Origin of the sequence: Myxococcus sp. CA056, from assembly GCF_013336715.1 — a bacterium.
Lineage (GTDB): Bacteria > Myxococcota > Myxococcia > Myxococcales > Myxococcaceae > Myxococcus > Myxococcus llanfairpwllgwyngyllgogerychwyrndrobwllllantysiliogogogochensis.
This window is the reverse complement of sequence record NZ_JABUMT010000013.1, coordinates 256,686-281,192: the sequence shown is the minus strand read 5'-3', so window position 1 is coordinate 281,192 and position 24,507 is coordinate 256,686. Positions and strand designations below refer to the sequence as shown.

General features: G+C 66.0%; 19 protein-coding genes. 13 read left to right on the top strand and 6 right to left on the bottom strand.

Features of this window, described 5'->3' with window-relative positions:
• Positions 1-98: 98 nt before the first annotated feature.
• Positions 99-1,169, bottom strand: coding sequence for a hypothetical protein (locus HUA76_RS35955; RefSeq protein ID WP_174463411.1), 1,071 nt, complete (start codon positions 1,167-1,169; stop codon positions 99-101).
• A 110-nt stretch (positions 1,170-1,279) separates the two neighbouring features.
• On the opposite strand from HUA76_RS35955, the gene HUA76_RS35950 reads away from it, so the two are divergent.
• The 11 genes from HUA76_RS35950 (at position 1,280) to HUA76_RS35900 (ending at position 12,304) form a co-directional block, all read left to right on the top strand.
• Positions 1,280-1,564 (top strand): hypothetical protein, encoded by a 285-nt coding sequence (locus tag HUA76_RS35950; protein WP_371823562.1) that lies wholly within the window; start codon positions 1,280-1,282, stop codon positions 1,562-1,564.
• Positions 1,564-2,097, top strand: coding sequence for a M15 family metallopeptidase (locus tag HUA76_RS35945; RefSeq protein ID WP_174463410.1), 534 nt, complete (start codon positions 1,564-1,566; stop codon positions 2,095-2,097). The genes HUA76_RS35950 and HUA76_RS35945 overlap by 1 nt, the downstream gene beginning before the upstream one ends.
• 12 nt (positions 2,098-2,109) lie before the next feature.
• The gene (locus HUA76_RS35940; protein ID WP_174463409.1) at positions 2,110-2,562 is read left to right on the top strand and encodes a hypothetical protein; all 453 of its coding nucleotides are present in this window, start codon (positions 2,110-2,112) and stop codon (positions 2,560-2,562) included.
• A complete protein-coding gene (locus tag HUA76_RS35935) occupies positions 2,559-2,858 on the top strand; it encodes a hypothetical protein (protein ID WP_174463408.1) in 300 nt (99 codons plus the stop codon). Before HUA76_RS35940 ends, HUA76_RS35935 begins: the two co-directional genes overlap by 4 nt.
• A 262-nt stretch (positions 2,859-3,120) precedes the next feature.
• Positions 3,121-4,020, top strand: a complete 900-nt coding sequence (locus HUA76_RS35930; RefSeq protein ID WP_174463407.1) for a DUF2381 family protein — start codon at positions 3,121-3,123, stop codon at positions 4,018-4,020.
• Positions 4,021-4,030: 10 nt separating this feature from the next.
• Positions 4,031-5,839, top strand: coding sequence for a serine/threonine-protein kinase (locus HUA76_RS35925; protein ID WP_174463406.1), 1,809 nt, complete (start codon positions 4,031-4,033; stop codon positions 5,837-5,839).
• Positions 5,840-6,004: 165 nt separating this feature from the next.
• Entirely contained in the window at positions 6,005-7,261 is a 1,257-nt protein-coding gene (locus HUA76_RS35920; protein WP_174463405.1) for a protein kinase, read from the top strand.
• Positions 7,262-7,652: 391 nt separating this feature from the next.
• Positions 7,653-8,813 (top strand): hypothetical protein, encoded by a 1,161-nt coding sequence (locus HUA76_RS35915; protein WP_254614694.1) that lies wholly within the window; start codon positions 7,653-7,655, stop codon positions 8,811-8,813.
• Positions 8,814-9,152: 339 nt separating this feature from the next.
• The gene (locus HUA76_RS35910; RefSeq protein ID WP_371823561.1) at positions 9,153-10,397 is read left to right on the top strand and encodes a Tox-REase-5 domain-containing protein; all 1,245 of its coding nucleotides are present in this window, start codon (positions 9,153-9,155) and stop codon (positions 10,395-10,397) included.
• Positions 10,398-10,410: 13 nt separating this feature from the next.
• The gene (locus HUA76_RS46595) at positions 10,411-11,136 is read left to right on the top strand and encodes an immunity 52 family protein (protein WP_371823560.1); all 726 of its coding nucleotides are present in this window, start codon (positions 10,411-10,413) and stop codon (positions 11,134-11,136) included.
• 658 nt (positions 11,137-11,794) lie between these two features.
• Positions 11,795-12,304 carry a hypothetical protein gene (locus HUA76_RS35900; RefSeq protein WP_174458068.1) on the top strand — a complete coding sequence of 170 codons (510 nt, stop codon included), beginning with the start codon at positions 11,795-11,797 and terminating at the stop codon, positions 12,302-12,304.
• A 64-nt stretch (positions 12,305-12,368) separates the two neighbouring features.
• Here HUA76_RS35900 and HUA76_RS35895 read toward each other — a convergent pair whose 3' ends face one another.
• Together HUA76_RS35895 and HUA76_RS35890 are read right to left on the bottom strand one after the other, a co-directional pair.
• Positions 12,369-13,613, bottom strand: coding sequence for a polysaccharide deacetylase family protein (locus HUA76_RS35895; protein WP_174463402.1), 1,245 nt, complete (start codon positions 13,611-13,613; stop codon positions 12,369-12,371).
• A 448-nt stretch (positions 13,614-14,061) separates the two neighbouring features.
• Positions 14,062-14,250 (bottom strand): hypothetical protein, encoded by a 189-nt coding sequence (locus HUA76_RS35890; RefSeq protein WP_174463401.1) that lies wholly within the window; start codon positions 14,248-14,250, stop codon positions 14,062-14,064.
• 589 nt (positions 14,251-14,839) lie between these two features.
• Here HUA76_RS35890 and HUA76_RS35885 point away from each other — a divergent pair.
• Positions 14,840-15,559, top strand: a complete 720-nt coding sequence (locus HUA76_RS35885; RefSeq protein WP_371745741.1) for a response regulator transcription factor — start codon at positions 14,840-14,842, stop codon at positions 15,557-15,559.
• Between the two features lie 75 nt (positions 15,560-15,634).
• Here HUA76_RS35885 and HUA76_RS35880 read toward each other — a convergent pair whose 3' ends face one another.
• Both HUA76_RS35880 and HUA76_RS46590 read right to left on the bottom strand, forming a co-directional pair.
• Positions 15,635-16,255: a hypothetical protein gene (locus HUA76_RS35880; protein ID WP_174463399.1), complete on the bottom strand. Its 621-nt coding sequence runs from the start codon at positions 16,253-16,255 to the stop codon at positions 15,635-15,637.
• 182 nt (positions 16,256-16,437) lie between these two features.
• Positions 16,438-18,462 carry a right-handed parallel beta-helix repeat-containing protein gene (locus tag HUA76_RS46590; RefSeq protein WP_217440656.1) on the bottom strand — a complete coding sequence of 675 codons (2,025 nt, stop codon included), beginning with the start codon at positions 18,460-18,462 and terminating at the stop codon, positions 16,438-16,440.
• Positions 18,463-18,802: 340 nt separating this feature from the next.
• On the opposite strand from HUA76_RS46590, the gene HUA76_RS35870 reads away from it, so the two are divergent.
• Positions 18,803-20,992 (top strand): NBR1-Ig-like domain-containing protein, encoded by a 2,190-nt coding sequence (locus tag HUA76_RS35870; protein ID WP_174463397.1) that lies wholly within the window; start codon positions 18,803-18,805, stop codon positions 20,990-20,992.
• A 160-nt stretch (positions 20,993-21,152) separates the two neighbouring features.
• On the opposite strand, the gene HUA76_RS35865 is transcribed toward HUA76_RS35870, so the two are convergent.
• Positions 21,153-24,380, bottom strand: coding sequence for an RCC1 repeat-containing protein (locus HUA76_RS35865; RefSeq protein ID WP_174463396.1), 3,228 nt, complete (start codon positions 24,378-24,380; stop codon positions 21,153-21,155).
• Positions 24,381-24,507 lie beyond the last annotated feature (127 nt).

The window sequence follows — 24,507 nt, the reverse complement described above, 5'->3', positions numbered from 1 at the left end:
TCACTCGCAACTGGACTCCCGCAGGCTCCGTCCGCCTGGGCCCCTCGCCCAGCCTCACCCCGGCCGTGCAGGAGATGAAGCGCATCGGCTGAACCCTCTCACGCGACATCTACCTTGACGCTCACCGCTTCGCTCCAGCTTTGGATGCTGGCTCCGAACGTCTCGATGCCGATGTTCAATCCAACCTGTAGCCGATGTGCTGGTTCGATGCGCTCCATGAGGTGTCGTCCAGTGCCGTCGATATTGTCATTAAAGAATGCCTTTGTGATGATGAATGTTGCGAAAGAATGAGACTGGTCGCCGATCACCTCTCGAAGATCCTCTGCGGAGAGGAACATTCCAAAGCTCGATGCTTCCATTGCAAAAATGGGCACACCTTTGTACCGAGATGCCCATTCTTCTTCCTTGCGAATTTTCTCGGTGATTTTTTCGAGAAGTCTCTTCTTTTCTCCTACTGGCACCGGTACTCGCGCCCTGAGTCGAACGCGGCGCCTGTTGGTGCCCACCGAATCAGGGTATGGATGCCTCACGACGCTGGTGCCAGATGCTCCGAAGACGCATGCATATTCAGGGTGTTTCCATGCCTTCGGGAGTAACCGGTGCATTTCGGAGAAAATGTCTCGACTTAGCGGATACGAGGGGAACGCCATTTCCAGCATAACATCCGACTCACCCGGGGCCGTGCTAATGGGGCCAAGCAGGCTCATCGCGAGTTCATTAAGCATGTCCGAAGTCTCGCCAAGGCTGGGCGGGTTGTCGGCTGCCCGAAAGCAGGCGACCCCACATTTGTGCTTTGAGATAGCTGTTAGCTCAATGTCGGGGCCTTTGTGATCTCCCCCTAGCGATAGGAGTCGCTGGCCGGCGGAACGCGCGAACGAGGCCGCCATGCGAAGCTCGTATCTGAAATTTTGGAAGTCAGAGGCGTTCTTTGTTAGCTGCCGACGAAGACTTCCAAATCCTGGCGCATCCTGGGTGGCGCGGATGTCGTCAGCTAAGTGGTGAAACTCGAAGCGGATTTCAGAGTTGGGGGTCGGCGCCTCCCAGTTTAGTCGAAGAGGATGTTTCGGATGGAGCCCTCCCGGGCGAAGTACCTTTTGTAAGAGAGATACGTCATCGGAAATGTTCACTACCAGCCCGCTCAGGGCTTGTGTCCATGCTGGGTTGGTCATGTTGCCACTGTAGCAGCCTTCCCTTGTTAGGGCAGCTCATGCGTGGGTCTGAGCCACTCCCAGAAGTCACACGCATTTACCAAGGGTAACCCCAAGCCCCTGGTGACGTCGTGACCGCCGAAGAGACTCAGGCCATACAACTCGTAGTTGGCTCCCTGCTCGGAACGACAGGGGTCGGCGTACTCACGTGGGCCGCGAAGTCCCTCGTCGGAGAGATTCGCTCCCTTGTTGAAAAGGTCGCCCGACAGGACGAGCGCATCAACGCCCTCGCGGTGGAACTGGGCGCGCTGCGTCGGTGGCGTGACGAGTTCAGCATGGGGCTTCCCGCGCAGGTTCGACAGACGGTCGAGTTGGAGCTTCTCCGCATGACCCAGGCCAGGGAGGGGGACTCCTAATGGTCAGGGCAAACTTCAAGCGGGTCGACCTTGACCGCGTCTACCTGCCGCTCGTGTCTGTCGCCCTTCAAGTCGTGGCGCGTTGCGAGGCCCGGGGCGTGAGCTACGTCGCGACCTACGGCTTCCGAACCCTTGAAGAGCAGGCCGAGCTGAGGAGCCTCTTCCTCGCGGGCAAGGGCGGCAAGGCATCTGCGGCGGGGCTGTCCGCTCACAACTACGGGCTCGCCTTCGACTTTGTCTGTGACGGAGACGCCAAGCCCGGTGTTCAGCCCGACTGGCGCCTGCCGGCCTACCGCGTGCTGGGCGAGGAATCGACGAAGGCGGGACTCGTCTGGGGCGGCAGGTTCGGCGACGCGCCACATGTGCAGTGGCCCGGCTACGTGAGCGCGCTTCAGCTCACGCCGCTTCGAACGCTGGTGGAGAGCAGGTCGGTCGCCGCTGTGTGGGCTCGGCTCGACGAAGAGCGCAAGTCGCCGCAGTGGCGTGCCGTAAACCCGAAGCTCGCGGCCGAACTGACTCGGCTGGGCTTCTAACTCGGAGGCAACATGGTTGACGTGGGTGTTATCGGGCCGAACCCTGAGCAGTTCGACGTGTTCGCGCAGCTCCTGTTCAACGCGGTGACGAGCCAGAACTACGCGCTCGTCGCGTCCCTGGTGGTGGTGCTGTTGGTCTACCTGCTGCGGAAGTTCGGTGGCGCGTTCGTTCCCTTCTTCAACACGGACCGGGGCGGTGCGGTGCTCGTGCTCGGCGTCTCGCTGGCGGGGGCCGTGGCGAACGCGCTCGCGGCTGGGGCGCCGTTCTCGCTGGCCCTGGTGCTGACCGCCGTGAAGGTGGCCTTGACGGCGGCTGGTGGCTTCACGCTCGTCAAGCGTCTCCTGTTCGGTGCCCCCGCCATTGAGAGCGCCGAGCAGGCGGGCGAGATTGCCGCAGGCCAGGTCGCGGGCAAGGCCGCGGCGATTGCCGTGCTTGAGCAGCTCGACAGGCGGGGCGACAAGTGAAGCTCGGCGCGCTCGTGCTGGTGATGCTCGTCGCGGTTCCTGCGCCGGGCTCGGAGGTCATCGGCGTCGAGCGCGCTCAGCTCTTTCCGGATGGTGGGGCGGCAGCCGTCGAGGTTCAGGGCGGCTGCTGGCTCTCCGAGAGCCGCTGTGTCCGTACCGCCGCCGAGATTGAGCGGCTCCGGGCCGAGAACGAATCGCTGCGGGAGCATGCCGGCGACGCGTCCTTCACGTCCGCCATCGTGGCGCTGGTCCTGGGGATCGGTGCCGGGTTCGCCGTTGCGAAGCTCGCGAACTGACAGCGGGCGACTGCGGCATCGGCGCGGTTGGTCTGGGACCTCGCTACGCCGTGATACTGCGGCACTCACCGCAGCCGCCCGCGTGGGACTAAGGCACAGGTCGGCCTGAACTCGCAAAGGGCTGCGGAGGGAATGGCTCCTCGCTCGCTCAATGGCGGCAATCGCGAGGCTCCTGGGGTGCCCTGGACTTGACTGTCTCGGGCGACTTTCTCGACGATGACCTCTTCCCGGTTTGCTAGGGTCGGCACGGGAGACCTCCGCGTTGCTTCGACCCGTTGCCATTCTTTCATTGCTGGTGGGAGTCGCCGCTTCGGCGCAGCCCCTTCCTGCCCCCCGCGAGCGTCAGGAGCGGCGTGTAGTTCTCTCAAGCGCCCCTGCCGAGCCTGTGCCGGAGCTTCGAGTCGCGACGGGAGTTCTGACTACCCTCCTCTTCGACGCTCCTCTCGACCGTGGCTCAGTGGAGCTGGAGGGGCGCGAGCGCTTCCGCTTTGTGGACGTAGGGGAACGAATCCTGGCCTTGGAGCCTGCCGTGGACTTGGGTCCTGGTGAGAGGATCGGGCTTCGGGTCAGGTTTGCCGGTAGCGCCACGCAGGATCGTGGGGTCTTTGTCCTCGTCTCACACGCGACGCAGGTGGACACGCGCGTGGAGGTCTTTCATCGAAAGGACTCCGTCGAGCTACTCCAAGCCGAGTTGGTGGACACGCGCGCTCAGCTCAAGGCACAGGCGCAAGAGCTTCAGACACTTCGGGCGCTGCGGGACTTGGGCGGACCTGTTGAGCTGATTCTTTCCGGAGCGTTGGACCATCGACTGAAAATAAACCGCATCAAGGGGGCGACAGAGAAAGGTAACGAAGAGGCTCTCAAGTTTATGAACGGCGCGACTTTCCGAGCGGACACATGGGCGGCCGTGAGCGTCAAGGTCCGAACCGGCGGAAAGAAGTCTTGGGCTCCAGTATCGGCTCGCGTCGTGAACTCCAGGAGTGGTGTTGAGCTGGGCGTGATTAGCGTGCGCTCGGCAGTTCCTCGGGTAGCGCCAGAGGGTGTTGGTCTGGTGGTAATAGAAACAGAAGTGCCCCCATGGCTGTCTGAAGAGTCGTGTCGCCTGGAACTGCTCGACAGTGCCGGGGCCGTGCAGCTAGTTGTTCCTAGGCTCGCGTTTTAATGGATGCGCCATGCTGACAGTCATTCATCATCCCGCGCAGTTCCCGCCCGGATACACAGTTCACGGATGGCGTGTCGTGAAGCTTGTTGGCGCGGGCGCCTATGGTGCCGTCTACAAAGTGGAGATGAACGGTAAGCACTACGCGATGAAGGTCGCGATGCACCGTGCCACAAGCGGAGACGAAGAGAAGGCGGACGCACGGTTGAGGCGTGAATTGGGATGTCTCGTCCATCTTCGCCACCCGAATATCATTGCCTCTCGTGCCTATGGCCGCTGGCCTGACTTCGAGAGCGGCTGGCTATACGTCATCCTCGAATTTGTAGATGGCTACACATTGGCTGAGTGGGTGGAGAAGGTGCATCCCACGGCGCAGGAGGTCGTCCGCCTCTTCGTCAAGCTGTCGGCTGCCGTGGACTACATGCATGGGCGTGGCGTCTTCCATCGTGACTTGAAGCTGAACAACGTCATGGTGCGCGCCTCGGACAATGAGCCGTTCATCATCGACTTCAGCGCGGGAGACTACACGCACGCGGAAGACCTGACGGACGCCCCACTTCCCCCAGGCACACGCCGTTACCGCTCTCCCGAAGCATCCCGCTTCCTCCGGGAGAATGGCGATAACCGCGACGCCCGCTACGAATTCAAAGTCACGGACGACGTGTATGCCCTGGGCGTGTGTCTCTTCGATGTGCTGACTATCCCTCAGCCGGCGAGCGACTCAGCGAAGACGCCCATTGAAGGCAGAGCGATGCCGCCAGACCCTCGGGTGCTGAATGAGCGGGTTCCTGGTGCGCTGAGCGACGCCGTGATGCGCTTCATTGCGCGCAAGCCCGAGCACCGGCCTCCCACGGCAGAGGCGGTGCGGCGTGAGCTGGCGACTCTCTCGAAGGAGACCGGCCCCGAGTGGGTGACCCCGCTTCACACCCTCACGACAAAGCCGCTACTCACTCCCGCGACGGGAACGGACGAGGCGGTCAAGAGGACCCGGCCCCGCCGTGGAATCCTGCTGGGAGCATTGGGGGCCGCGCTCGCGGTAGTGGCCTTGGCGGGACTCTTCGCGTCGAGACAGGCCGGACAGGAGTCGAGCGCGATGGTCTCCGACGCGCCCTCCGTACAGAGGGACGCCGGAACAAGCGCCTCTCTTCTCGTAGTTGCCCCGCAGGAAGATGCCGGTACGTCCCCGGGAGCCGGCATCGTCTCTCCTGAGCCTGTTACATCATCCCCTGGGGTAGCGTTGTCCCCTCAAGCTCCAGTCGAGAAGGAAACCCCCTCCGTGAAGCGTGCCCCCATCGTCGCCAATTCGTCCGAGTCTCCGGCCATGAAGGCCCCTGCAACCAGTGGCGTCCGGGCCGACTTCCTCAAGAAGTGCGCTGCTGCCTCTGCTGTCGTGGCATTGCAGATGGGCTGCCCGGGTAGTCAGGTGCGCCCCGGTCCCAGCGAATGCCCCGAGGAAGCGCGCGACGCCATGTTCAAGGTGCTCGGCTTTTTTGAAGGGGATTCGGTGGTAGTCACCATCGATAAGAATCAACCAGGAATAATGAGTGAAGCAGGCGTCTACTCTGACGGGCCGGTGCGCGGCATTGTCAGCGATGGGAATCGAAGTATTCCTACTGGAACTGCGCTCCAGGGTCGCGTGTGGACGGGTGGTGGTGCACTGCTGGCTCGCTACACTGAGGCGAAGTTGCCAAATGGGCGCACATACCCGGTTTGCATCGCCATTGGGGAAAAGGGGGCCGAAGAAGCCGAGCCGGGCCCTCAGCCTGGGACAGTCACCTTCAACCGAAGTATGTACGGCTATGCTGTAAAGAACTGGCCCTAGCCACTCCATGTAAAATGGATTTACGCAAATTCGAGGTCTTTTTCGATGGGCGGGCTTCGTGCCGTTCGCGACCTGTGGCGTCGTTCACGTTGGGCATGACTGGGAGTACCTTCTGTTTGCCTTCACGCGAGAGTTTTCGCGGAGGACTATAAGGAGACTCCCATCATGTCTGATGATTCCAACCCTCGGCTAACAGAGGGCGTGGTCCTCTTTACTCAAGGGGATACCACATACTTTCTTTTCCAGATTCTCGGCGAGGGCCGCAACGGGGAGCGCATCCTCTACGCACGGCCCCGCACGCCCGAAGGGTTCCAGGGCAAGGTTCTGGTCAAGTACGTGGCGCTCTCCGGGGGGCCGGGCCTCACGGATAAGCACCAGCGCGCACGCGTTCGACTGGAGGAGGAAGTCAGGCTGGCGCGGTTCCTCCAGCACCCCAACATCGCCCAAGTCCATGGCCTCTTCGAGATGAAGCACGCTCTCTGCGTGGCCAGTGAATGCGTAGGTGGCTTCACGCTGGATTCGCTGCTTGGCATTGCCCAGGCGAGAGGACGCTACTTCTCCGAAGCCTTCATCCTCTATGTGTTCGCGGAAGTCGCGGCGGCTTTGGCCTACGCCCATGCGCGCACGGACGATGCCGGCATTCCTCTGAACATCGTCAACCGCGATGTCAATCCCACGAGGATTCGGCTCACGCCTCGGGGCGGTGTGAAGCTGACGGACTTTGGAGTCGCCCTCTCGCGTCTGGCCGGGCGAGTTGCAACGACACTCCCGCGTCCCAAGGGCGACGTCATCTACTCTTCACCGGAGCTGCTGCTGGGAGAAGACATTGACGGGCGCGCGGACCTCTTCTCACTGGGCCTGACGATGCTGGAGTTCGCCACGGGTCGGCACCTGTACGACCCGGGCAATATGAAGATGACCGACCTGGATGCACGCATGTCCGAGGAGGAGCGGCGGCGCTTGCTGAAGGCGACAGCCAGAAGCATGGACGCGGGGCTGACGTCACTCGCGGAGGACGCCATTCACTGGTCCATGGCGTACCGCCCCGAGGATGTAGGCGCGGCAGTGCAGGGGCTACCCGACCGGCTCAGCACCATTCTTGGCTGGTTGCTTCAGCGCAGCCCCGCAACACGCTTCGGGACGGCCTCCGAGTTGGAGCGTGTGTTGCGCGTTCGATTGGCTGAGCTTCCCCCGTTCGGCCCGAAGGATGCCGTGAAAGAAGTAGAGCAAGCTCTCACCGACGCGGGCGACGCGCTGGAGGAGTTGAACTTGATGGACGACGAGGGCGGTTTTGTCCCGGCTGATTGGCGGGCGCACCCGGACCACGCCGAGACGCAGCCCGAGCCACGCAATGAAGACGAGCCGACGGCGGACCCCATTCCCGAGCCTCGTCGAGCTGTGAAGGCGCCGCCGACCGTCTGACGTCGGCACCTATTCCCTCTCACCACCGCTGATTCACCACCGGCCCGACGCAAGTCGCTCAAGCCGACCGGGAGACGTGTGTTCTTCGTGCCTCAAGCCGGGGCACGCACAGGAGGCGTGTGTGCGCAGGACGCGAAGTTGGATTGCCGCGCTGTTGCTGTCTCTGCCTGGAGTGTCTTGGGCCGAAGAGGTTGTTGACCCACCGCCGCCCGAAGAAGAGGAGGCCGTGAACCTGATACCACCCGAGGCGCCAGCGCAGCCGTTGCCCCACTGGGGCGTAACGGCCGAAGCATCGTCGGTGCCGGAGGTCGCGCCAGTCGACCCCTCCGAGGGCTGGGCATCCTTGCTGCGAGTCGAGGCGTCGGCATGGGCTCTGCTGCCCCGAGCGGGAATGGGGACTGACGAGGGCTTCGTGCAGGTCGAGCCCACCGTCGGCTTCGAGCGCGTCCCGGAGTTTGGCATCAACCTCGGGTCTCCGTTGCGGTTGCGCCTCTGGGGGCCCGAAGGGGGCGGTGTCGTTCGGCGTGAGGACTGGGACACGCTCTCGGACTGGGGGCAACTCGTTCGCGGCCTCCAGTTCGGCTCGGACAACGCGCCGCTGGGCGGCTGGTTTGGTCGGTTGGACAGCTACAGCCTGATGTCCGGGCACTTGGTGCGGCGTTACTCCAACCGCACCAATCCCGACTACCACCCGGCCGGAGGCTTCCTCACTGGACGGCTGGGTCCTGTCTGCGCAGGAGCGTTCGCCTCGGATGTGCTGGGGGCGCGGCTGATGGGGGCGGAAGTCGAACTGGACATGGAGCGCCTCCTCTTCGGCAATCCCGAGCAACGTCATCGCTACACGCTGGCCCTGTCCGGAGTGCATGACTGGGGACGTGCTGGAGGTGGCTCGGCCCCGGTGACGCTGGCGCATCTGGACGCCATGGCGGTGGTCCTGATGCGTCCTGTGTTCAAGGCGCACGTCCTCGCGGGCTGGGGTGGAAGGCCCGGGGAGAGCGGCGCCTGGGGCGCTGTGGTGGGGGTGGGGGCGGACGCTGCGACTCCCAATCTGGACATGCTGTTGCGACTGGAAGTGCGGCGCCAACAGGGGGGCTTCCGACAGGGATTCTTCGGGCCGGACTACGAGTTGGCGCGCTTCCAGGCGGCAGGGCCTGACGGTGTTCCGCTCGCGGACGCTCCTTTCTCGGAGGGCTACTCCGTCTTTGGTGAGGCGGAGGTGGGCTGGGATGCCGTCAGCTACGGCGGTCCCTACAAGCACTTGAGGTTGTCACTGGGGGCTGAAGCCTTCTTCTGGGGGCGCTTCGACGTGGATGGGCGCGTGGCGGTGCAGCTCTGCGAGCGCAGCCTGGAAGTGGCGTTGAAGGGGCTGGGGGTGGGCATGGGTCAGCCCGGGGCGCGCTATCTGGGAGCTGCCGAGGTGCGGTGGAGATTCCTCGGGGGGAAGTTCTACGTGCTGGGCACGAGCGGCACCCTGTTGTTCCCGACAGCGGAAGGGGCGTTGAGGCCGGGCGCCTTCGCCTCGATGGGGCTGGGGGTGGACAATGCGCGCTAACCGGCTCCGCAACGCGGGCGGGTGCATGTCGGAGTGACGTTGTAAGATTCCGCCGCGCAGTCGGTTGCCATCTATTTGTCAGACAGGAATGCCAGCATTCGACTCACTTGCCTCCCTTGGAGAGAGGCATGGGGGTGCTGAATGCGTGCTGTCCGCTGGGTGCTGTGCGCCGTTCTTCTCGTGACGGGATGCGCTGGCGTTGAACCCTCGACGCGCAGGAGCACTTTCCAGCAGCGTTCCGCACTACTCGGGGAAGGGGGGCACTCCCGAGGACAGAGGAGCGATGCGTTCGATGCGCTGCTTCGTGACGCGGGGCTGGGAGACCAAGACGAGCGTCCCGTGTCAGGCAGTTCGCTCACGCCGACACACGCCGCGCGACTGCTGAAGGCGCTGACCATTAAGGACGTGACGCTGGGGCAGTTCCCGGCACGCGTCGCGGTGGGCTTCATGCTGCGCGAGGTACTCGCCGCGGGCGAAGTGTCGCGCGCCGAGCTGGTGCGACGCGTTGGGAGATTCACTCAACTGGCGGTCCTCCGCCCTGACGGTTGCCTCGCGTGGGTGCGCAGCGGGCAGACACAGCAGCGCGTGGGCACCGTGGAGTGGAAGGGCGGTGGCTTCCGGTCCGGCCAGTTCGAACTGGGCGTCTTCTACTCGGGCAAGGGCGGTGTCTTCCGACAACTGAACGCGCGATTGGAGGAGACCGGGGGAGGCGCCTTCGCGGACGTCCACGACGATGCCGACTACCTGAGCCGCACGCTGGACGGAGCCGAAGAGGCTTTCGTCGGGCTGGCGCTGGCGGTGGGGCAGCTCTTCTCCACGTCCCCAGCGGACACCCTCGCGGCGCTGAGACAGATGCCTGCCGCCGTGGCGGCGCTGCTGGCCTCGTCGCCCGAGTACCTGGAGCGCTTCCAGTACATGCCGCGCGGCGAGCAGGTGCAGGCTGTCTCCAAGCTGGTAACGAACCTCATCGCCACCTGGGGGACGGCGTCGGCTGCAACTCGCACGCTGACAGGTTCGACGCTCGCTACAGCCGAGGTGCCGGTGCTGTCGCTCTCGGCCCAAGGCGCGCTCGTCATGGGTCGCGTCGCGGTGCCGGTGGGGCGCGCGGCGGCGGTGCTGAGCGGTGGGCCTGGCGCGGCCATCATCCTCCAGAGGGCGAAGGGGGCCTCGCCGTCGAAGGGGCCTGGCCAGTGGGGACCTGCCCAAGAGTCCATGTCCCCCCGTGCGCGGCGCTACCAGGAACAAATCACGGGCCACATCTCCGACGAGGCATACTGGGTCGGAGGCGTGGGCAAAGGTAGTGGAGGCGTGAAGTTCGATGGGTACGAGAAGCGCATGCTGCTGGAGGCGAAGGGACCGGGCTATGCGAACAAGTTCCTCGACAACCTCAATCCGAAGGTCTGGTTCGAGAAGTCGGGAGCCAAGGCGCTAGTCGATCAGGCCCGTCGCCAGCTCGCTGCCGCAAGGGGGGCGCCTATTCGGTGGCACATTGCGGAGGAGAAAACCGCAGAGGCCATTCGGAAGCTGTTCGATGCCAACGATGTTGAGGGAATAGAAGTTATCTTCACTCCCCCTCTGCCATGAGGAATCGTGAATCGTGAACGAGAGCTACTACGCGGGAGTTTATTGGGGGCCCAGGAAGGAGTCGTCCGAGGAATGCGCGCGACGGCTGGAAGTCCTCCTTGAAGGACTTTCATCCGTAGACCCATCGCTCGGGCACTGGTTTCAACAAGGCAAGTCACGCGCAGATGCCTTGAAGCGTCCGTTGAGTCCCAACCTTGCTGAGCTGGAGGCGTTCGTCCGTAAAGGAAAGGACCGCACCTTCGACGAGCTTGGCTTCAGCATTGGTGGTTGGAATGGGGCGGGTGATGACTACGAAACCACCGGCTTCCTCATCGCGTGCGGTGGCTACTCCGAATGGACCGGAAATCGTTGTGTTTACACGTTGCCAAGCAAAGGCCCGAGCTTGGAGCGGACCCTCTCGGCACCTGCTCTCGCAGCTCTCATGCGACAGACGGCTGATGCTTGGGAGCCGGATTGGGGAGTGGCCATTTCGGAGCAACACCGAGACTCGCTGAAGCCACGGCGTCCGAAGGGGACTCCGTATGTTGGATGGGTCACGTACCTCGCGCATCACTGGGGCACGTTTCCACCACTCCCCGCCCCGGTGCGTGTCGAGCCAGTGGGGGACAAGGGCACGCTGATTGTCCTCACCCCCGAGCGCTTCACGGTAAGCAATCCGGAGCACGTAGCGCTGGCTGAGCGGGTGCGAGAGCTGCTGGACCGAGCAGGGCTGTTGAAGCCGCTCCAGGCCCAGCCGTAGGAACAAGAGGAGCCGAGTCATCCGCTGCTCGGCCCCTCTCTATTCTTCCTGAAGCCCTACGCTGTCGGGCCCGCCATGTTGCACGTATGTCGCACGAGCCTGCGGAATGGGCCGGAACAGGACGGGACGAGATGGGACGTGGAGGGATACCGAAGTTGAGTCGTTCCGGACGGTTACGGGGTAAGGGCGCGATTCTGCTGGGTTTTCGCACCGTCCAGACGAGGGTTCGATTCCCTCCGCCTCCACAGTGAGAAGCCCAGCAATCCAGTACGGGTTGCTGGGCTTTTTCTTGGGCTGCGTGGCCGCCTGCTCCTCCTGGACGACCGCGAGCGGGACACCCTTCAAGGGAAGGTGGCTGCCGCAAGTCGTGCCAGCCGATGCGCCCCTTCTCGCGGCGGGTGCTCGGAGCGCGCGCTTGAGTGGCCGCTTCATCAGGCCAGCGGTACACGGCTGTCCGTCTTCCTCGCGGGGCGCGGAGACACCACACGGGTACTGATGTTTCTTGGGTGCGTATGGATGGAAGGTGGATTCACGCGCTCCTGTCAGTCCGCTGTCTCAATCCCGCGCGACTGCCTCGCAACAACAGCTTGGACCGCGGGAGCACGTGTGCGCCCCAGGCCAGACAGCGCGGCGGAAATGATTGGGATAGGCTGGGGCGATGGCCGTTCCCGCCCACTATCACGCCCGTGCCGCGTTGGAAGCGGACCTGCACGTTCAAGTCGAGGTCGACCGTGTCGTGCTGCCGTCTCCCACGCCGGGCGAGGCGGTGGTGGAAGGGCGGGTCGCGCGGGTGTTCCGTGGCGACCCCGCCTTGCTCTCCTCGCGCATCAGCTTCGAGGTGAGTTGCCTCAGGGACGGGGACCTGGTGCCGCCGAGCGGGATCGACTGGAAGCATGCCGATACCTTGGCGGAGGCGACCGTCATCGAGGTGTATCTCAACAGGTGGGAGGGCGGTTACGCGGTGGCTTTCAGTCAATCCTATCTGCTCGATGCCGTGACGGATGCGCCGCGATATCCCTTCACCGAGGAGGACGCGCGGGAGCCGGCAGTGCCTCCCATGAACTGGAGGGAGCGCCTGGAGTTGGTGGCTCTCGTTGGGGGGATGATCCTGTTTCTGGGCGGGGGGCTTGCCGGGTTCGTCTACGCCTTCCGGGCCTTGCTCCAGTAAACGCTGCCCCTCGTCCACACGCCCGGCGCTGTCTGACGCGATGCCGCTCCCTGTCCGTGGGGGCTCATGGGGACGCGCTCGCCTCCACGTCCGAGAGCGCGAAGTCATCCATGGTGAGCGTGCCGACCCGGTCGATGGACAATCCCACGCTGAGGGCCCGGGCCTCGGAAGGGGCGGGCGGTGTCGTCCACTCGGCGAAGGTGTAGCTGGTGCGCGCGGGCAGCAGGGGACCCTGGGCCCAGTATTCCCACGCACCCGCGCTGGTCCGGTAGTACGCCTTGAACCTGACCGACGTGGTGGCCTTGTACCAGGCTGAGATGCGGTAGTGCTGCCCCGTCGCCGGAGTGGGCGTGCACGTGTTGTCGTCCTGCCGTGTGATGAGCTTGCGGTCGCCGCTGGAGATGGCGGTGATGCGCACCTGCTGGGCCCAGCTCCCTCCATGCGCGTCCGACGTCCGCGTCCATGTGAATGTGTTGGAGCCGAAGCCGCCGCGCTGCCAGCAGTCCGGTGTCCCGTCCCCGTTGAGGTCCGTTTCGAGCGACGGGTTCCGCAAGAGCTGCGTGGGCGGCCAGCTCACGGGCGGCTTCAGCACGCCGCCGATGACCGCGTCCATGGTGGCCACGGTGGTGCCCCGCGAGACGCGAGGGGCCAGCCAGTCCAGGAATGACGTCAGGAGGGTGGGCGAGATGGAGTAGGTCTGCGGTGGATTGCACGGGCCGCAGATGTGGTGGAAGACGATGGGCACCCAGCCGCCCCCCGACTCCTCCGCGCGCAGGACGTAGTTCTTCAGGTCCGTGAGCGTGGTGGTGGCTTGCACGGAGCCGTGGGTCCGGATGGCGTAGGGGTCCGCGGGTGGCACGGGCTCGGCGGCCGGGCTGCTGCCGCTCGAGGAGGTGCGCAGCCCGCCGCTTTCCCGTGCGGAGTTGTAATTGCAATCCATGACAATCTGTCGCGTGGTCGAGTCCTTGTCGCCGAAGGGGTAGGCGAACGAAGTGACGCGGAAGCCGGCGTTCAACAGGGCCACCCGGTCGTTGCAGATTTCCCGGCGCTGTTCATCGGCCGAAAGCTCGGTGAGGTGCGGGTGTGTCAGCGTGTGCCCGCCAATCTCGTGCCCGGCGTCCCGGAGTGCCTGCACCTGGGCGAGCGTGAGGCGGCCGGACAGTCCCATCCGGGTGCTGTGGACGTAGAAGGTGCCACGCATTCCACGGGCCTCCATGATGGCGGCCCCCGTGGTCTGGGTTGCCAGGCAGTCATCGAAGTTCAGCGAGACGATGACCTGACCGGGCAGAAGGGCTCGGGTTGTGCCCATGGTTTCCATGACGGGTGCTGCTCCCGTGCGCGCGCAGGCGAGGATGGACATCCGCACCGTGCGCGCACGAGTCTTCGGCGCGAAGGCCTCCCCTGGAACCATGTGCACGGCCCCCGACTCACGTGGGCCTGGTGGCCCGGAGGCCGAGGGAGGAGCGGCGTGCCGCGCTCTTCTGGTGACGGTCCGGAGCGCCGAGCCTCTGGCGGGGCGTTGGGGGCGAGCTCGGCGGAGGCTCCAGCGGGCTTCGCCTCAATTCAGGGAATCGGGCAGGTCGTCTTCGTCAAGCCAATCGCGACCAGGGTCCTGTTGTCAGGCATTCCGTAGATGGCGCCGTCGTTGGCACCCAGGATGGGGAAGGACAGGAGAGCGTTTCCCCATCGGTGGTTGTGTTTCAATCGAGGTCAGCCTGCTGCCCTGCGCGTGTTGCGATTCCATGTGCTTGTGTCGCTCAGGGCGCCAGGTCGGCTCCCAGGCGTGCGAGATAGGCTACCGCCTCCACTGCTCCAAGCTGGCCTGGAGGGCTCTTGAGCGCGGCCATGAAGGGGCCTTCCCACGCGTTCGTGTCATGGACGAGCCCCTCGCGAATGAAGTGCTGAAAGGTCTCCAGGCTGGGATGGGACATCTCGAGCCGGCACATGGAACCGCGGCACTCCATGGACACAAAGCGCGCCCCGTGGGGAAGCTGGGCGCGAAGTCGCTCCGCGCGCCGCGTGGCCTCCTGACTCCAGGCCAGGTCCACCCTCTCGTTGAAGAATCGGGAATCCAGTCGTGCGACTGCCTTTTCTGGAGTCACCTCCCGGGGACGCACTGCCGCGCTCTCCGAATGGGTGTCTGTCTCGGACGGACTGATGGCTTCGGACTCTCGTACCGGAGCGGTGGGCGCAGCCCACGTTGTTCGAGGACGTGGCGCCATGGGCGGAGACGTGCACCGTCTTGTTGCCGGCGCTGCTCAGTGGCAGGGGAATGTTGTAGCCCTTTCGGGTTGTGCAGCCATTCGCTTGAGCTGACTTTTCATGCGCCTCTCTCCTGTAGTGGGGTTGTGAGGTTCAGCGGGCCCATCCTGATTTAAAGTGGATAATCGTGTAATTCGCTAAAATGAGGGATGCCCCATGGGGCGCGATTCGGGAGGTCCGATGGTCGATGGCAGCCTTCGAAGTTCTCAGGTTCGTGCACTGGTTCGTCTGGTCAATGAGGCGCGTGAGCTGACAGAGGGGCGGCAGACGCGTGTGCGGCATCTGCTCTCTGGTGTGTTCCGCATCCTGGGGGCGGAGGCGGGGGCCTTCGTCCTGGAGCGCGACTTCAGGCCGGGAGGGCACGGAGAATTCACGGCCATCGTCCTGGAAGGGTGGGAAGGCAGCGCGCTGCCAGCGCTCGAGGCGCTCCAGCGGATGGGCAGCGACAGCAATCCGGCCATCCGCTCATTGATGGAGCGTCCGTCGATTCCAGGCGCCGTCATCACCGCGATGAGGCAGGAACTCGTCGGGGACCGGACCTGGTACGACGCGCCCTACGTCGAGCACTTCCTCTACCCGTCAGGCCTCGATGACTCGGTGTATTCGAGTCGGTGGTCCAGGCTCCCCGGCGTGGTGCAGTGCATCGGGGTCTACCGTGGGCGAGGCAGGCACCCCTTCGATGCCGCGGACCGCGAGCTGCTCCACCTGTTCCACACGGAGTGGGGGACCCTCCTCGGCGCACCAGGAATCACGGGGGATGGGGCCTACGGCATCAGGCTCTCTCGGCGAGAACGCCAGACGCTGGAGCTGCTCCTGGCCGGGCTTGGTGACAAGCAAATCGCGGCTCAGCTCGGTATCAGCCGCTTCACCGTGAATCAGTACACGAAATCCATCTACCGGCGCTTCGAGGTCAATTCGCGGGTGGCGCTCATCGTGAGGCTGCTTGGTGGCGACGTGAGGGACACGCCGGAGGCACGCGGCGACCGCTGTTGATTGTATGGATGTGTCGGGTATCGCGGAGGGCCACGGGACGATGGTCCGTGGCCCCTCGCTGGGCCTCCGAGGCGCTCAGCCGCCCTCGGAGGTTCCGCCGCCGTTGGTGCAGGTGTAGCAACTGGGCTCGATGCCACACCAGCCCGTGCCGCGCGTGCTGGAGCAGGAGGGGCCGCACGCGTAGCAGCTCGGCTCCGTGCCGCACCAGTTCTGGCCCCGCGTGGATTCACAGGACAGGGGGCAGAGGTAGCAGTTGGGCTCGCCGCCGCACCACTCAGGGCCTCGGTTGACGGAGCAGTGGACCGGGCACGAGTAGCAGTTGGGCTCGGTCCCGCACCATCCACCGCCGCGCGTGGTCGAGCACACCTTGGTGTTGTGGGGGATGGGCGAGGTCGAGGGGAGCTTGCTGCAGAATGGCTCGAAGCCGACATAGCCCGAGCCGCGCGTGTAGTAGCAGGACACGCCCCACGCCGGCTGACAGCCCCAGGTGGCGTCCCACTCCTGGCCGGCCGGACAGTTGTGGACGCTGTAGCTCGCTTCGCCCATGGCGGAGCCCTCGAAGAACTCGTCCTGCTGCGTCCAGGACTCCGAGCTTTCCGCTTCCAGCCCCATGCAGGCAGCCGTGAGCGCGCCCAGCGTGAGCGCGAGACACGTGGTGAGGATGTGCCGCCAGGGATGACTGGAGATGGATTTCATGCGCGGAACTCCCGGAGAGTGGGCTCAGTCTCTCTGGGAGTGTGCCTGGATGACAAGAGGGAATCCGAGGCCCAAGCGCAATCCTGTTGCGACATGGCACTTTGGGCCGTCCTCAAGGGAATGCCCCCATGGCGGTGTGCCACGGGGGCTTCGTTGCTCCGACAGAGGAACGCTGAAATACCTCACTGCTGGCTGGAGGCCTTGTCCACGCCGGACAAACTCTTCCAGTCGTTGATGCTCTTCGTCTCCTTCCCTTCGGACTTGAAGTTGCCGTTGGGCGCGTAGCGGTTGTTGTCCATCCGCAGCCCCGGGCGCTTGTTGCCGAGGCGCACGAGGTTCGCCGTGCGGACGGTATTTCCCTGCACCAGCACGTCCTTGCTGGGGGCTCCGTTGTTGGACCCCAGCCCGAGCATCATCCCGTATCCGGCCGTGCCCTCGACGGTGTTGCCTTCAATCTGGACGCCCTGGGCGTTCTCCACTCGGATGCCCGTGCCATCACTGCCTCCGGCCTTGGAGATGCCGTTGATGCGATTGCCACGAACCACGATGTTCTTCGGGTCAGGCCCCTCCTTCACGCCGCCGACCGAGATGCCCCGGCCCGCGTCGGAGATGCCATTCTTCTCGACGCGCACGTTGCTGGCCGAGTAGTGGACGACGACCGCCTCGCCCGCGGAGGAGCGGGACTTGCGGAAGCCGTGCATCCGGTTGCCGACCACCGTGACGTTGCGGCAGGTCTTGATGTCGACCGCGTTCTCGCGGGTGTGGTGGAGGTGGTTGTTCTCGATGCGCACCCCGTCGGCGGGCGCCTGATTGCGGTTGTCCGGCTTGAGGCACTGCACTCCATCCGCCGAGGTGTCGTGGATGTCATTCCCGCGAATGGTGATGTTCCGCGACGTGGCCTGAACCACCACTCCGTGCGAGTCACCCCCGCCCGCCTTTCGGAAGTCGTGGATGTGATTGCCCTCGATGAGCACTCCCCGCGCCCCCATGGCGGTGCTGACGGCGGCGCCCAGCGCGCCACCATGCAGTGTCGAGCGAAGCAACGCGGAGCCTTGGGTGTCCCGCTCGAACGCGACCGCGAAGCGCTTCTGCTTACGCACGTCCACGTCGAAGCCTTCGACGCGCCAGTAGGGGCGCCGCACCTGGACGAGGGTGCCGCGCTCGCCGCCAGGGACGATGCGCACGCGGCCCTCTCCCACCAGGCGGATGGGAGCGCCGGGCTGGCCTCCGCGCACGGGGCCATCGATGACGATGTTCCCTGGGTACTCGCCTGCCTGCACCCGGATGACATCCCCGGGTTGGGCGGAGGTCAGCGCGCGACGGATGGTGCGGAAAGGCGCCTGCTTCGAGCCCGCCTGTTTGTCGTTACCGGCCTTGCTGACGTGCCATTCCTTCCGTGGGCCCCCTGCGGCCGTCATGGCCGAACTCGTCGAGGCCATGGCGGTTGGCGCACTCGCCGCCACCGCCGGCTGGGCGGGAGCGGGAGCCGGTGTCGCCGGCCGCGGTGCCTGGGATGAGGTGGCGGTTGGCGACCCCTTGGCTTGAGGCACCTGGGGCGGTGGTCCTTCCTTCACGAAGGCCTGAGGAGACTCGACGGGCATCGTCGCTTCCGGCGCCACGGGCTCGGGTGGCACCTGGACCGCCTGATTTGGCGCGGCCTCGGGAGGAATCGTCGGAGCGTCCATCTCCCCCACGACCTCTCCTGTCGCAGGGGCGACTGGCTCCGACCCACTTCCACCCATCGCCTCTCCCGAATCATCCGGAATGGCAGGCTGCGCTTCCTGCGGGACGACGGGAACGGTCTGCTCTCCCATCACCGGGCCCGAATCATCTGGAATGGCGGGCTGCGCTTCCTGCGGCACGGCCTGCGCGTCCATGCCACTGCCTCCCACGGCTTCCTGCCCTGAATCGATGGGACTCGGGAGCGGCTCGGCTTCGGGCGGAGCCGCCGGGACTGTTTCGGCACCACCGCCTTCCGCTACCGGGGGCTCACTGGCGACGGGTGCTTCGGGCACCGGGGCCGCCTGCTGCACGGGCGGTGGCGCTTCCGCCTGTGGCTCTACCGGCTGTGCCTGCTGCACGGGCGGTGGTGCTTCAGCCTGTGGCTTCACCGGCTGCGCCTGTTGCACGGGCGGTGGCGCTTCCGCCTGTGGCTGCTGCTCCTGGGCAAAGGCGCCATACCCGCAGAGCCCCGCTGTGAGGGCCACGAGGCCGCCAATACGTCTGAACGCACCAAACATTGCTTTCCCCCCTGAGTGGCATTGGAAACTTCTGGAGCCTCTCGATGAGGGGAGTTCGCTCCGGAGGAGATGTGAGCGAGTGGGGACCGGCCATTCACCCGCCACCCGCCAGGCAGCTTGGATCAGGTGCGTGGCAAGGAGCCCGGGACGACGTCGGACACGGAACCCGGGCCGAACTGGCCCCGTGGGTTGTCTCTCCGACGAAACACCTGCTCGTCGACGGAAGGAACCAGCCGGTTCACATCAACCAGGTTGATGCCTGCTTGCGTAATGCCGCGTGGACATCGGTGTCTCCGAGGCCACAGCCATGCATCACCCACCATCCCGTTCCACCGTCCCGCACTCACGCCACACCTTCCGGTGGCTCACTGCCTCGCGGCTCGCGGGCGTCAGCCTGCTCCTCGCGAGCCTGGGCTCCGCCTTCGCATCTTCTCCCCACTCCGAGCGCGGCGGGCTCCACACCACGCCCCTGGCCGACCAACCCTCCACGACGTCCGCATCGCTCGACCCGCGCCGCTCGCTCGCCATCACCGACTTCGCGACCGTCTCCACTATCACCCTCCGGATGGTGATGAACCAGCTGGTCCAACAGGCCGGGAGCACGGGCTTCACCGCCGAGCAGCTCTACCGCCAGCTCTGGGACACCCAGAATCCCGCGCCGGGTGAAGCCGACCTCCCAGGCGGAGCGCACTGCAGCGACAACATCTTCACGCTCAATGGGGCGCCCTATCACTGCCGTCAGTCCGAGGGGAGGGAGGCGGTCCTCGGCAACGGGTCCGTCCTGGACCGCTACAACCTCATTGGCCTCTTCAACCGCTTCGACCTGGCCCCTCCCGATGGCGCCAACTGCGGCCAATACCGCATGGTCTTCGCCCACCCGCCCCCCGACCGCAACCTGGTCATCTTCGAGGCCGTCCTTCCCAACCCCCGCCGCGAGCTGGGTCTGGAGGGCTGCCGCCCCATCGCCCAGACCTGGGCGAGCTTCTCCACCCTCACGGACCCCGTCGCCCGCCGCGCCCGCGTGAAGTCCTTCTTCCTGGAGGCCAGCAGCCCCGGCCATGTCCCCGTCGTCCACGCCAATCACTACGGCAACAACCCCCTGGGCGAGGGACAGGTTCGCACCAACCAGTTCATCCAGCAGGGGCCGCCGGCCCCGTGGATGCTCCACGAGTTCAAGCTCAAGCGGCAGTGTGGCCCCACCGGCTGCACCCTGCGCTTCGTGCCCGTCACCGTGAAAGCCAACCCGCGCGGCGACTTCTTCAACATCTTCAACACGGAGCCGCTCGCGGTGAGCTTCCGCGAGTACTTCATCACCCAGGTGGCGAGCCTCGCGGTCGATGACATCAACCGCTTCAACTATGAGGTCCCCGACATCTACAATGACGCCGAGAGCGACTCGGAGTCGTTCCTCGCCTCGGACAACTACCTCAACGAGTTCCTCTTCGCTCCTCCCGAAAACCGCTTCGCCACCGCCATCGCCGCGGAGCTCCAGCGCATCGGTAGCCCGCTGAGTCCCGAGCAGGTCGTCTCGCGCGCCCAGGCGCTGTCCTGTGCCGGCTGCCACAACCGCAGCAGCTTCGCGGACCTGGGAGGCGCCATCGGCACCTTCCCCCCCATCCGAACGTCCTTCGTCCACACCAACGAAGTTCCGGACCCCACCGCCCCACCCGACGAGCCGCGCTTCCTCCTCTCCAATCTGCTGACGGGAACCTTCCTCCCTTTCCGCCAACAGATTCTGGGCGGCTTCCTGGACACCCCCGCCCTCGGCGCACTCCAGCGCGATTCCAACGGAAGGATTCCCACCGTGGTCGCCGGACAGCCCTTCAACGCCTCCGTCTCCGTCACCAACACCGGCACCACGCTCTGGAGCGCGGCCAATGGCACGCACGGCGTCTCGCTCGACGGGGCGCAGAGCCTGGTGCTCGCTCCAGGCGACGCCATCCTCCTGGGCCAGCACAAGACGTTCACCGTCACGCCCACCGCGCCCCTGACGCCAGGACCCTTCACCTACCGGTGGAGGATGCAGCGAAACGGCGCGGCGTTCGGCCCCGAGCTGACCCTCTCCGTCAACGTGAAGTCCCCCGCGTTCGCCTCGGAGCTCGTGGAGCAGACCCTGGTTCCCGCCACCGTGGCCCCAGGGGAGAGCTTCCAGTTCTCCGTCCGGATGAAGAACTGGGGCACCAAGAGCTGGAGCGCCCAGACGCTCGTCGAACTCGGCTCCCAGAACCCGGTGGACAACCTGTTCTGGGGAGTGGCCCGAGTCCCGCTGCCGCCCTACGAAGTCGTGGACCCGGGCGAGGACACCACCTTCCTCTTCACCGCCGTCGCCCCTCCACTGACGGGGACCTACCTGTTCGAGTGGCGACTCATGCAGGGCAATCAACCGTTCGGGCAGAGCACGCTCCCGCTCACCATCAGCGTCATGCCGCCGCTCTCGTGCGATAGCTGCACCTTCGGATACGACTGCCCCCACTCCTGCCCGCCGCCCATCGAGTAGCCCACGGCGCGTCCAAGGCCTCGGAGGGTGGGGGCTCGCGCAGCGAAGCGCCAGGGGCCCGCCCTCGAACGTGCGTTGTTCGAGGGCGGGCCCGGCCGATCATCCAAGAGTTCAAGTCACCACTTGATTCCAGACATGCGCGAGTGGCGGACCGCCGCGCTCACCAGAGCTGGAAGGGCTCGCTCCGCTCTCCGGTGATGCCGTTGCCCAGGGCGCCATAGGCATTGTGGCCCCAGCCCCACACCGTCCCATCCGCGGTTCGCGCCAGGGTGTGGCCGCTTCGCGCGGACGCGGCGACGATGCCCGTGGGCCCTGGCATCGGGACGGGAACGAAGCGCCGGGAAATCGTCCCGTCCTCCGTGGACTGTGTGCCCCAGACCCAGAGCGTCCCATCCGCCTTGATGGCCACGGACATCGGTCCCGCCGCCACGCTCACCACGCCCGTGAGGCCCACGACGGGGCCCGCGACGAGTCGCGGCGTCGTGCCGCCATCCCCCAGGGTGCCGTTCTGGTTGGAGCCCCAGGCCCACACCGTCCCGTCGGCCTTCCTGGCCAGCGAATGGCTGCGTCCCGCGGATATCGCCTGCGCGCCGGAGAGGCCGGACACCTGGACGGGACTCGAGCTGAACGTGGTACTGCCATCTCCCAACTGACCATTGAAGTTGTAACCCCAGCTCCACACGGTGCCATCCGCCTTCAGCGCGAGGGAGAACTCGTTCCCCGCGGACACCGCCACCACGCTCGACATCCCCAGCACCTGCACGGGCAGTTGCCGTTGGGTTCGCGTCCCATCCCCCAACTGGCCCGCGCCATTGAAGCCCCAGCTCCACACAGTCCCATCCTGCTTCAGCGCCAGGGAATGGGTGCTGTTCGCCGCGACGGCCTTCACGCTCACGAGCCCCACCACCGGCGTTGGCAGCGGACTCGAGGTGGTGGTCCCATTCCCCAGTTGGCCCAGGTGATTGGCGCCCCAGCCCCACACCGTCCCATCCGTCCTCAGCGCCAGCGAGTGCGAGTTGCCCGCAGCCACCGCCACCACGCCGTCGAGCCCCGACACCTGCACCGGCGAGGCTTGAAGCGCCGTGGTTCCATCACCCAACTGACCTGAGCTATTGGCGCCCCAGGTCAGCACCGTCCCATCGCTCCTCACGGCCAACGAGTAGAAATCTCCCACGGTGACCTCCCGAAGATGGGGAGGCAGCGTCGTCGTCGGACCGAAGTAGGTCGCGATGCCGAGCCCGAGCTGGCCAGCGCCGTTGGAACCCCATGCCCAGAGCGTCCCATCCGGCTTGAGCCCCAGCGCGTGCAGGGTGCCCAGGCTCACGGTCGTCATTCCATCCAGGGACGCCGCCCTCACGGGGGTCCGCTGACCCGAGCCCCACTTCCAGAACGTGCCGTCCGCCTTCCGCGCCACCGAGTCGTCGTTCCCCGACTCCACGGCCACCACCCCCGTCAGCCCCACCACCTGGACGGCCAGGCGCCGCTGCGTGATGGTGCCATCGCCGAGCTGGCCCGAGCCATTGGAGCCCCAGGCCCACACCGTGCCGTCGCTCTTGAGCGCCAGGACATGGTCATACCCACCGGACAAGGCCACCACCCCCGTGAGCCCCACCAACTGCGCGGCTGTCCTCTGCAACGGATAGACGTTGCCGACGAAGCCCCAGAACCACACCGTGCCATCGCTCTTGAGCGCCACTGACCGGTTGCTTGTCGTGGCCACGGCCACCACCCCAGACAGCCCCGCCACCTGCGCGGGCACCGAACGCGCCGTGGACGTCCCATCGCCCAACTGCCCCTGTGAATTGGCTCCCCAGCTCCACACCGTCCCGTCCGACTTCACCACCAGGGAATGGCCCGACGCCGACGCGCTGACCACCTGGGTGAGCCCTGGCACCTGGACGGGGCTCGTGCGGGACACCGTGGTTCCGTCCCCGAGCTGGCCCGCGCCATTGGCGCCCCAGGCCCACAGGGTGCCATCGCCCTTGATGGCCAGCAGATGACCCGAGCCGCACACGCTCACCACGCCGGTCAGCCCTGTCACGCGCGTGGGCACCGGGCTCAGGGTGGGAATGTCATCCCCCGACTCCCCCAGCCGATCCGAACCCCAGGTCCAGACCGTCCCTCCGTCCCGGACGACCACTGAGTAGTACCCACCCGCGAAGATGGACTCGATGCGAGACAGGCTCAGCACTCGCTTGGGCACCAGCGCCAACAGCGTGCTCCCATCGCCCACCTGTCCCTCGCTGTTGCCACCCCACGCCCACGTCTCTCCATTGGCCTTCATCGCCACGGTGTGCTGGCCACCGCCCGCCGTGATTCCCATCACTCCGCTCAGGCCCCCCAACGCCACGGGCAGCAGGCGCGACACCGTGGTGCCATCCCCCAACTGCGCACGCGTGTTGCTACCCCACGTCCAGACCGTCCCATCCACACCCAGGGCCGCGGAGTGCTGTCCGCCCCCCACCACCGCGGTGAGGCGGGCCAGGCCGGACACAGCGACGGCCACGGGCACGTGGCGCGAGGTCGTGGTGCCGTCCCCCAACTGACCGAAGGCGTTGCTGCCCCACGCCCACGACGTGCCATCCACCTTGAGGGCCAGCGAGTGTGAGCCACCGCCCGAGACGGCCGTCACATCCGCCACTCCCGCGACGAGCGCGGGCACGTGGCGCGACGTCGTGGTGCCATCCCCCAACTGCCCGTCCGCGTTTCCTCCCCAGGCCCACACCGTGCCGTCCGACTTCAATGCGAGGGAGTGCGCATTGCCCGCGGCGATGGCCTTCACCCCTCCGAGTCCCTGCACCTGCGCCGGCACCGGCTGGTTCGCTGTCAGCCCATTGCCGAGCTGCCCCGTGGCGTTGTTGCCCCACGCCCACATCGTGCCGTCCCACTTCACCGCCAGCGAGTGGGAGAAGCCCGCCGCGATGCCCATCACGCCCGTCAGCCCAGGCACGCGCACGGGCACCGCTCGGGAGGTGGTCGTCCCGTCCCCCAACTGGCCCCGGTCGTTGAAGCCCCAGGCCCACACCGTGCCGTCCGCCTTCAGGGCCAGCGAGTGCAGCTCCCCCGTGGCCACGGCGGCGACGTCATTCAGCCCCCAGACCCAGGCGGGCCTCGACGCCGAGCGTGTGGTGCCGTTGCCCAACTGCCCATGTGTATTGCTGCCCCAGGCCCACACCGTGCCGTCGGAGCGCAGCGCGAGCGTGTGCAGCCGCCCGGCGGCCACCGTCCCTTGACCCAACGTCCCCTCCGCGGAGTGGACGACCCCGGGACGCTCGTCCCACTCGCGTCCCTCTTCGGCGGGGCCCGCCGAGCACCCCGTGCCCCACGCGAACCACGCACACACCGCGAGCCACCCGAGCCGGCCGGCGCTTGTCGAACTGCTCTTCATGCATGTCCCTCTGAAGGGGCGCCCTCCAGGGGAAGGCGCCTCCGTTCCTGACGACGAGATGACCGAGGGCGGGCGGGAGACCCGGGCAACGACAGACGCCAGGTCGAGGAGGAACGAGTCACGTCAC